The 1,330-nt window shown below is 67.9% G+C and carries 2 protein-coding genes; both read left to right on the top strand.

Annotated features, from left to right (window positions below):
- The first annotated feature begins 103 nt into the window (after window positions 1-103).
- On the top strand, window positions 104-952 hold the full coding sequence (locus ACFV4P_RS35950; RefSeq protein WP_380477690.1) for an IS5 family transposase: 849 nt from the start codon (window positions 104-106) through the stop codon (window positions 950-952).
- A partial coding sequence (locus ACFV4P_RS35955) for a hypothetical protein (protein WP_380477691.1) occupies window positions 949-1,330 on the top strand: 382 nt, incomplete at its 3' end. The genes ACFV4P_RS35950 and ACFV4P_RS35955, both read left to right, overlap by 4 nt.

The following is a 1,330-nucleotide window of genomic DNA, read 5'->3' on the forward strand; positions in this document are numbered from 1 at the left end:
AGAGGGCGGTTCGTGAGTATTTGACCGATTCTGCTGTCACCTGATGGTGTGGGGAGGGGCGGAGTCCGCCCGTCCGGGGGCGGTGCTCTGTTGTGGTGGTGGCGTGAGTGAACGCAAGCCCTACCCAAGCGACTTGACGAATGAGCAGTGGTCGTTGATCGAGCCGGTGCTGACTGCGTGGAAGGGCCGGCACCGGTCGGTGAGCGGCCATCAGGGCGTCTATTCGATGCGGGAGATCGTGAACGCGATCCTCTACCAGGGCCGGACCGGCTGCCAGTGGGCCTACATCCCGCACGACCTGCCGCCGAAGAGTGCGACGTACTACTACTTCGCAGCGTGGCGGGACGACGGGACCGACAGGGTCGTCCATGAACTCCTGCGCTGCCAGGTCCGTGAGCGGGCCCGCCGATTAGAGGACCCGACCCTGGTGGTGCTGGACACGCAGAGTGTCCACGCGGCCGCCGGGGTCCCCGCCTCCACGACCGGCCGGGACCCGGCGAAACGAGTGCCGGGCCGCAAGCGGGCCCTGGCCGTGGACGTCCTGGGACTGGTCATCGCCGTCATCGTCCTGGCCGCGAACACGCACGACAACGCCGCGGGCATCGCCCTGCTGGACCACGTCGTGGAGAACACCGGCGGCAGCGTCCGCAAGGCCCTGGTCGACCAGGGCTTCAAGAAGCAGGTCACCACGCACGGCGGCCTTGTCGGCATCGACGTCGAGACCGTCGAACGCAACCCGCACCAGGCGGGGTTCGTCCCGCAGCCGAAACGCTGGAGGGTCGAACAGACCTACGGGATCCTGATACTGCACCGGCGCCTGGTCCGCGACTACGAGCACCGCCCGGCCTCCGCCGCCTCCCGCATCTACTGGGCGATGACCCAGGTCATGGCCCGCCGCCTCACCGGCACGAACACACCCACCTGGCGCCACCCGAAAGCGGTGACGGCGTGAACATCCGACCCCTGCTCGACGCACTCGACCTCCAGGAGAACGCCGCCCACTACGTGGCCGACGACCTCCGCGTGCAGATCGAGGAACTGCACGGCCGACTCCAAGAGGCGCAGACTCTGCTCGAACACCTCGCGATCACCCGCAAGACCGTCATCGCTCTCGCCGACCGCCTCCCGACCCACCCCTCCTCGCCCAACCTGCCGGACCACCCGGACTACCCACGCATCCTCGCCGTCCTCAACGAGGCCACCGACCCCCTCCGGGCCCGCGACGTCTGCGAAGCCCTCGACCACGAACTCCTGCCGAAGAACATCGAAGGCACCCGAGCCAAACTGAAACGCCTCGTCAAGCTCGACATCCTCACCGAGATCGACACCG

Source organism: Kitasatospora sp. NPDC059795 (assembly GCF_042732175.1).
Classification (GTDB): Bacteria; Actinomycetota; Actinomycetes; order Streptomycetales; family Streptomycetaceae; genus Kitasatospora.